Annotated in this window: 10 protein-coding genes and 1 pseudogene; 1 reads left to right on the top strand and 10 read right to left on the bottom strand. The window is 69.4% G+C overall.

All coding sequences use genetic code 11. The features are described 5' to 3' along the window. Positions 1 to 154 precede the first annotated feature (154 nt). On the top strand, positions 155 to 1,198 hold the full coding sequence (gene hemH, locus VF139_01295) for a ferrochelatase (protein ID HEX6850011.1): 1,044 nt from the start codon (positions 155 to 157) through the stop codon (positions 1,196 to 1,198). Here the strand turns inward: hemH and VF139_01290 are convergent. The 10 genes and pseudogenes from VF139_01290 to VF139_01245 all read right to left on the bottom strand — a co-directional run bounded on the left by VF139_01290 (position 1,185) and on the right by VF139_01245 (position 6,614). Then, positions 1,185 to 1,964 (bottom strand): enoyl-CoA hydratase/isomerase family protein, encoded by a 780-nt coding sequence (locus VF139_01290; protein HEX6850010.1) that lies wholly within the window; start codon positions 1,962 to 1,964, stop codon positions 1,185 to 1,187. The two genes, hemH and VF139_01290, sit on opposite strands and share 14 nt — an antisense overlap. Next, positions 1,961 to 3,025: a 3-isopropylmalate dehydrogenase gene (locus VF139_01285; protein ID HEX6850009.1), complete on the bottom strand. Its 1,065-nt coding sequence runs from the start codon at positions 3,023 to 3,025 to the stop codon at positions 1,961 to 1,963. Before VF139_01285 ends, VF139_01290 begins: the two co-directional genes overlap by 4 nt. Before the next feature lie 9 nt (positions 3,026 to 3,034). Beyond that, positions 3,035 to 3,400: a VanZ family protein gene (locus VF139_01280; GenBank protein HEX6850008.1), complete on the bottom strand. Its 366-nt coding sequence runs from the start codon at positions 3,398 to 3,400 to the stop codon at positions 3,035 to 3,037. Further along, positions 3,397 to 3,573 carry a hypothetical protein gene (locus tag VF139_01275; GenBank protein HEX6850007.1) on the bottom strand — a complete coding sequence of 59 codons (177 nt, stop codon included), beginning with the start codon at positions 3,571 to 3,573 and terminating at the stop codon, positions 3,397 to 3,399. Before VF139_01275 ends, VF139_01280 begins: the two co-directional genes overlap by 4 nt. Then, positions 3,570 to 4,028: a DUF6677 family protein gene (locus VF139_01270; GenBank protein ID HEX6850006.1), complete on the bottom strand. Its 459-nt coding sequence runs from the start codon at positions 4,026 to 4,028 to the stop codon at positions 3,570 to 3,572. The genes VF139_01275 and VF139_01270 overlap by 4 nt, the downstream gene beginning before the upstream one ends. 3 nt (positions 4,029 to 4,031) lie before the next feature. Further along, positions 4,032 to 4,487: a 50S ribosomal protein L9 gene (gene rplI / locus VF139_01265; protein HEX6850005.1), complete on the bottom strand. Its 456-nt coding sequence runs from the start codon at positions 4,485 to 4,487 to the stop codon at positions 4,032 to 4,034. Between the two features lie 12 nt (positions 4,488 to 4,499). Then, positions 4,500 to 4,718, bottom strand: a pseudogene (rpsR, locus tag VF139_01260) (30S ribosomal protein S18). An 80-nt stretch (positions 4,719 to 4,798) separates the two neighbouring features. Further along, the gene (gene rpsF / locus VF139_01255) at positions 4,799 to 5,266 is read right to left on the bottom strand and encodes a 30S ribosomal protein S6 (GenBank protein ID HEX6850004.1); all 468 of its coding nucleotides are present in this window, start codon (positions 5,264 to 5,266) and stop codon (positions 4,799 to 4,801) included. 101 nt (positions 5,267 to 5,367) lie between these two features. Then, positions 5,368 to 5,925 carry an aminoacyl-tRNA hydrolase gene (gene pth / locus VF139_01250; protein ID HEX6850003.1) on the bottom strand — a complete coding sequence of 186 codons (558 nt, stop codon included), beginning with the start codon at positions 5,923 to 5,925 and terminating at the stop codon, positions 5,368 to 5,370. Positions 5,926 to 5,936: 11 nt separating this feature from the next. After that, entirely contained in the window at positions 5,937 to 6,614 is a 678-nt protein-coding gene (locus VF139_01245; protein HEX6850002.1) for a 50S ribosomal protein L25, read from the bottom strand. Positions 6,615 to 6,626 lie beyond the last annotated feature (12 nt).

The following is a 6,626-nucleotide window of genomic DNA, read 5'->3' as shown; positions in this document are numbered from 1 at the left end:
ACTCGTCGAGCGAATCGACGGGGTCCACGGGCTTGCCGAAGTCCTCGAGCTTCACCTTGTTGGAGCGCTCGGCGAGCGGATGGGTTCGGACGCGCGAAAGGTCGGCGGGAGGCGTGCGGTCGTCCATGAGCGCGGATGTTAACCTGTCGCGCCTATGACGTCCCCCGACTCCCGCACCGGCGTCCTCCTCCTGAACGTCGGAACGCCGGATGCCCCGACCCCCGAGGCCGTCCGCCGCTACCTGGCGGAGTTCCTCGGAGACCCGAGGGTCCTGGACATCCCGGCGATCCCGAGGTGGCTGCTCCTGAACGGCGTGATCCTGAGGACGCGCCCGAAACAGTCGGCTCATGCCTATCAGCAGGTGTGGACGGAAGGGGGATCCCCCCTGCTCGTCTTCAGCCGCCAGATGGAGACGGGGTTGCAGGCCGCGCTCGGGGACCGGTACGAGGTCCGCCTCGCGATGAGCTACGGGAACCCGTCGATCCCTTCCGCCTTCGACCACTTCCGCTCGAGGGGGATCGACCGGATCGTGTTGTTCCCCCTCTATCCGCAGTACGCCTCGGCGACGACCGGGACGAGTCTCGAGGCCTGTTACCGCCTGGCCTCCGGACGCTGGAACACGCCGTACCTCTCCGTCGTCCCGCCCTTCTACGAAGACGCGGGGATGATCGAGACCTTCGCCGAGATCGGCCGCCCGATCCTCGACGCCATGAAAGCCGATCACGTCCTCTTTTCGTTCCACGGCCTGCCGACGCGCCAGGTTCGCAAGAGCGACGAGAGCGGCGGGGGCCACTGCCTGAAGTCCGACTGGTCGTGCTGCGCGACGATCGTCCACGCCAATCGGAACTGCTACCGGGCGCAATGCGCGGCGACCGCACGGGCGCTCGCGGCCAAGCTCGGCCTCAGGGACGGCGCCTGGACGATGACCTTCCAGTCGCGCCTGGGGAAGGAGATCTGGGTCGAGCCCTACACCGACGTGACCGTCGAGGGGCTTCCGAAAATGGGCGTGAGGCGCCTCGCCGCCTTCTCCCCCGCCTTCGTCGCCGACTGCCTCGAGACGATCGAGGAGATCGGCATGCGCGCGAAGGAGAGTTTCCTGGCGAACGGCGGCGAGGAGTTCCGTCTGATTCCGTCCCTCAACGGCCACCCGAGGTGGATCGAGACGGCGGCGAGGCTCGTTCGGTCTACCGCCCCCTGAACTCGGGCTTCCGTTTTTCCACGTAGGCCGCAAGACCCTCGCCCGCGTCGTCGCTCTCGAACAGCCGCTGCTGCAGCTCCCTCTCCAGCGACAGGCCGTCCGCGAGCGACATCTCGAGCCCCGACTGCACGGCGCGCTTGATGTGCCCGACCGCCTTCGCGGCCCTTCCCGGCGGCAGGAACTGCGCGGCGTACGCCAGGACCCCCGCGTCGAAATCCCCTTCGACGATCTCGTTGACGAGGCCGAGGGCCTTCGCCTCCTCGAAGCCGAAGTTGCGTCCCGTCGCCATCAGCTCGATCGCCTTGGAACGGCCGACCACGCGCGCGAGGCGCTGCGTGCCCCCGGTCCCGGGAAGGACGCCGAGGTTCACCTCGGGGAGGCCGATCTTGCCCCCCTCCTTGCGCGCGATGCGAAGGTCCGCCGCCATCGCCACCTCGAGGCCGCCGCCCACGCAGTGGCCGTTGATCGCGGCGATCACGAGCTTGGGGGTGTGCTCGAGGCGCAGCAGCGTCTCGTTCGCATGCAGGCAGAAGTAGTACTTCCAGGTCGGGTCGGCCTCGGTGAGCATCCTGATGTCCGCGCCGGCGCAGAAGAACTTCTCTCCCGCCCCCCGCAGGACGATCACGTGCACGTCCGGGTCGAAGCGGGCCTTCAGCACCGCCTCGTCGAGATCGCGCATCATCGCGTGGGTGTAGGTGTTCGCCGGCGGATCGTCGAGCGTGAGGGTCGCGATCCCGCCCTTCGCGTCGTAACGGACCTTCGTCATCCCCGGTGCCCTCCCAGAAGCCGCCGCGCGATCCCCTCGCCGGCGGCGGCGGTGCCGAGCCTTCCGCCGACGTCCTTGGTGCACTCCCCCGCCTCGAGCGCCTCCATCACCGCCGCTTCGATCGCGGCCGAGGCTTCGGGAAGGCCGGTGTGCGCGAGCATCATCCCCGCCGTCAGGATGGCGCCGAAGGGGTTCGCCGTGTCGGTCCCGGCGTACTTGGGCGCCGAGCCGTGCACCGGCTCGAACATCGACACCTCGCCGGGACGGATGTTCCCGGACGCGGCCATGCCGAGGCCCCCCTGCAACGCGGCGCCGAGGTCGGTCACGATGTCGCCGAACATGTTGCAGGTGACGACGACTTCGAACTGGCGCGGGTCCTTCACGATCTGCATGGCGAGCGCGTCGACGTAGAGGTGGTTCGCCGCGATCTCCGGGTACTCCTTCGCGACCTCGGCGAAGACGCGTTGCCAGAGGTCGTGCGCGTAACGCAGCGCGTTCGACTTGTCCGACATCGTGACCTTGCCGCGACCGGTCTTCCGGGCGTACTCGAACGCCGCGCGGATGATCCGCTCGACCCCCTTGCGGGTGTTGACGTCCTCCTGGACGCCGATTTCGTCGGGAGTCCCCTTCTTGAAGATCCCGCCCATGCCGACGTAGGCCCCCTCGGTGTTCTCGCGGAAGACGACGAAGTCCACGTCCTCGGCCTTGTAGTTCTTGAGGGGGCACAGCCGGTCGTGGAGGCATCGAACCGGGCGCAGGTTCGCGTAAAGGTCCATCCGGAAACGGGTCCCCAGGAGGATGTCCGCCGCGTGTTTCATGTCCGGCACGCGCGGGTCGCCGAAGGCGCCCATGAAGATCGCGTCGAAGGTCCGGAACGTGTCGAACATCCCCTCCGGCATCGAGACGCCGGTGGCGAGGTACCGCTCCGCGCCGAGGTCGAACGACTCGAGCTCGATGGGCACGGAGAACGCCTTCGACGCCGCCTCGAGGACGCGGACGGCCTCGCGCGTCACGTCGACGCCGATCCCGTCCCCCGCAACGATCGCGTAACGTCTCTGCATCGTCCCTCCTCAGTCCGCGCGGCGCGGATACGCCGCGTAAAGCGCGAGGCCGATCGCGAACCCCAGGGCGTCGGCGGCGACGTCGCCCACGCTCGCCTCCCGCCAGGGTACGAACGCCTGGAGGATCTCCACGCACGCGCCGTGTCCGATCGTCACCGCCCCCGCGAGGGCCACCGCTCCGCGCGCCGGGTCCCGCCAGCCGCCGTGGGCCGCGCGCAGCGCCAGCACCCCGAACAGCGCGTACCCCGTCGCGTGGACCGCCTTGTCCCAGATGCGGCCGACCGCTCCCATGTCCCGCTGCATGGCGACGGCGAAGAAGACCGCCGCGCAGACGAGCACGGGGATCCAGACGGCGCGGGGGCGGCCGTGCGTCACTTCGGGAACGGGAACATCAGGTAGGCCAGCCCCAGGGCCCCGCCCACCATCGCCGCGAAGGTCAGCGCCGCGAAACGCACCTGGGCCCTGCGTCCCCGGCGGACCAGCACGGCGAAGAAGGTCGCCACGAGCGCCGCGTAGACGAACAGATGCACGACGTGGCTGTGGATCACGGCTTTCGCCCCCGACCGATGTCCCACAGGTCGAGCAGCAGCAGCAGGTTCATGAGACCCGCCGTCCAGAGGTAGGCCGTGCCGTAGGCGGAGAGGGGGGAGCGCAGGCGATCGCGCAGGATCCGTCGCAGGTCCTCGCGCTCGCTCGTCGCGACTTCGCCGACCGCCCAGACGGCCTTCCCGTAGACCGACTGCCGGGCGAAGGCGTCGAGGGGCCCGACGCCCACGTTCGCGACGACCTGTAGGGTCGTCAGGAAGCGGTCCTCGGGGAGGCGCAGCGCGAGCCGGCCGTCGTGCGCGAGGCCCATGCCGAACGATCCGAGAACGACGACCCCGAACAGGACCGCGCGTCGATACCGTCCGAGCACGGCATGCCCCGCCCCCGGGAGGATCCAACCGGCGACGAGCGCCCCGATCTGCCGGGGCATGGAGACCGCTTCGCCCGCGGCGGCCACGGCCTACTCCGCGACCGCCTCGGCGACCACCTCGAGATCCGCCTCGGCGACGACCTGGCGGTGGATCTTGATCGGCACCTTGAAGGCGCCGACGCTGCGGATCGGGTCCTTCAGCTGGATGCGGCGACGATCGATCTCGATCCCCTGCGCGTGGAGGAGCTCGGCGATCTCGGTCGACGTCACCGAGCCGTAGAGGGTGTTGTTCTCCCCCGCCTTCTTGGTGATCGAGAGCTTGACCGCGGCGATGCGCGCGGCGATCTGCCTCGCGCCGTCGGCCTCCTTGGCCTCACGCTTCTCCCAGACCTTCCGCTGGAGCTGGACGGTCCGGAGGTTCCCTTCGGTCGCCTCGAGGGCGTACCCCTTGGGGAGGAGGAAATTGCGGGCATACCCGGGGGCGACGTTCACCACCTGCCCGCGGTCGCCGAGGTTGTCGACGTCCTGGCGCAATACGACCTTCACGTCCGCCTCCGTCTAGTCCGCGGTGAACGGGATCAGCGCGATGCAGCGGGCGCGCTTGATCGCCTGCATGAGCTGGCGCTGGTGCTTGGCGCAGGTTCCCGAGATGCGGCGAGGGAGGACCTTCGCGCGCTCGGGGATGTAGTTCTGGAGGGTGCGCAGGTCCTTGTAGTCGATCCAGCGCGACTTCTCCTCGCAGAACTTGCAGTACTTCCGGCGACGGAAGAGGAAGCGACGCCGCCCGCCGGCGCGCGGTCCGCCCTTCGGGCCGCCGCCGCCACCGCCGCGGGGACCCATCCTGCCGTTCATGTCGCTCATCGCCCGTACTCCTCGTCGTCGCCGTCATCCCCGGCGTCGTCGCGACGGCCGCGGACGTTCTCCTCGTCCAGGTCCCCCGTCGGCTCGGCGGGCACGATCCCCGCCGCGCGGGCGGCCTCGGCCTCGGCGCGCGCCACGAGGTCGCGCTCGTGCTGCTCCTTCGAGAACTGCGCCCACTCCGGCTCCATGAAGATCGTCATGTGCCGGAGCACCTTGTCGCTGATGCGCAGGCGCCGGTCGAGCTCTTTGGGGACCGCGGGCTCGGCGTCGTAGATGAAGCGCGTGTAGACCCCGTCCTCGTGTTTGGAGATCGGGTAGGCCAGGCGTCGCCGGCCCATCCGATCGCGGATCGCGAGCGAGCCGCCCGAATCGACGACCACCTGCGCGAGGTGGTCGACGACGGATTTCTCCTCGTCGTCGGTCAGGGTGGGAAGGGTGATGAATATCGTCTCGTACGATCGCAAGGCGGGCACCTCCTCATGGCGTCATCGCCACCGGACCAGCCGGTGGCAAGGGGTGCGGGGCCGTCGAGCGGCCCCAATTCGGTTGTTCGGACCGGCGAACCTTAGCAAAAGCCCGGCGCGGACGCCACCAGGGCCTCCACGGCGTCGGCACCCGCGACGATCATGTTCTCGACGACCGGACGTTCCTCGGGGTCGAACGGACCGAGGACGTAGTCGGCGAGGTCGGATTCGAGGCGGGAAACCCCCTTGATCCCGAGCTTGACCCGCAGGAACTCCCGGGTTCCGATCACCTCGAGGATCGACCGCATGCCGTTCTGGCCGCCGTGTCCCCCCTCGGGGCGGACGCGGACCTTGCCGAGCTCGAGGTCCGCGTCGTCGAACACGACGATGAGGTCGGTCTTCGGCTCCACGGGGTACTTGCGCAGCAGGGCGAGGACGGCGGAGCCGGAACGGTTCATGAAGGTCCGGGGCTTGGCCAGGACGACCGGGGCGCCCGCGAGGGTGACCCGGGCCGTCCAGGCCTTGTCCCCGAGATCGCCTTTCGCCTCGAAGGTGCCGCCGTGGCGCTCCGCGAGGAGATCCACCGCGCGGAACCCCACGTTGTGACGCGTGGCCCGGTACTTGTCCCCGGGGTTTCCGAGACCGACGACGATCTTCACGGATCAGGCGGCTACTTCTTCTCGCCCTTCTTCTCGCCCTCTTCCGTGGCTTCCTTGCCCTTCTTGATGACCTCGGGCTCGGCGGTCGTCGCCGCCGCGGCCTCCACGGGGGCGACCTCCTCCTCGCGAGGCGCCGCCACGACCACGAGGATCGTCTCCGGGTCGTCGAGCACCTCGACGCCCTCGGCGAGCTTCAGGTCGGCGACGGAGACGTTCTGGTTGAGGTGCAGCGCCGTGACGTCGACCTCGAGGGCCTCCGGGATCGAGCCCGGGAGGCACTCGACCTCGACGGTGCGGTGCACGTACTCGAGCAGGCCGCCCTCGTTCTTGACCCCCTCCGCGATGCCGACCGCGCGGATCGGCACCTGGACGCGGATCTTCTTCTCGAGATCGACGCGGACGAAGTCCACGTGGATCATCCGGTCGGTGACCGGGTCGCGCTGGAGCGCGCGGATCATCACGGCGCGCGAGCGGTCCTGCCCCGCGAGCTGGAGGGTGAAGATCGTGTTGCGGCCCGTCTCGAGGTGCAGGATCTCCTCCACGCGACGGGAATCCACCGCGACGGGGAACGGATCGAGGCCGAGACCGTAGACGATGCCGGGGACCTTGCCCTCGCGGCGGATGCGTCCCGCGGCGTTCGAGCCGCCGGACTTCCGCTCTTCGACCTGGACGACGATGTTCTGGATCATGGCGACGCGTTC

Source organism: Candidatus Polarisedimenticolaceae bacterium, assembly GCA_036376135.1.
Classification (GTDB): domain Bacteria; phylum Acidobacteriota; class Polarisedimenticolia; order Polarisedimenticolales; family DASRJG01; genus DASVAW01.
Note: the sequence above shows the minus strand (reverse complement) of the source record. Positions and strands in the feature narration are given on the sequence as shown.

Excerpts from the sequence above, each read along its gene's own strand:
- hemH (HEX6850011.1), top strand. The coding sequence starts at position 155 with ATGACGTCCCCCGACTCCCGCACCGGCGTCCTCCTCCTGAACGTCGGA.
- VF139_01285 (HEX6850009.1), bottom strand. The coding sequence starts at position 3,025 with ATGCAGAGACGTTACGCGATCGTTGCGGGGGACGGGATCGGCGTCGAC.
- VF139_01290 (HEX6850010.1), bottom strand. The coding sequence starts at position 1,964 with ATGACGAAGGTCCGTTACGACGCGAAGGGCGGGATCGCGACCCTCACG.
- VF139_01245 (HEX6850002.1), bottom strand. The coding sequence starts at position 6,614 with ATGATCCAGAACATCGTCGTCCAGGTCGAAGAGCGGAAGTCCGGCGGC.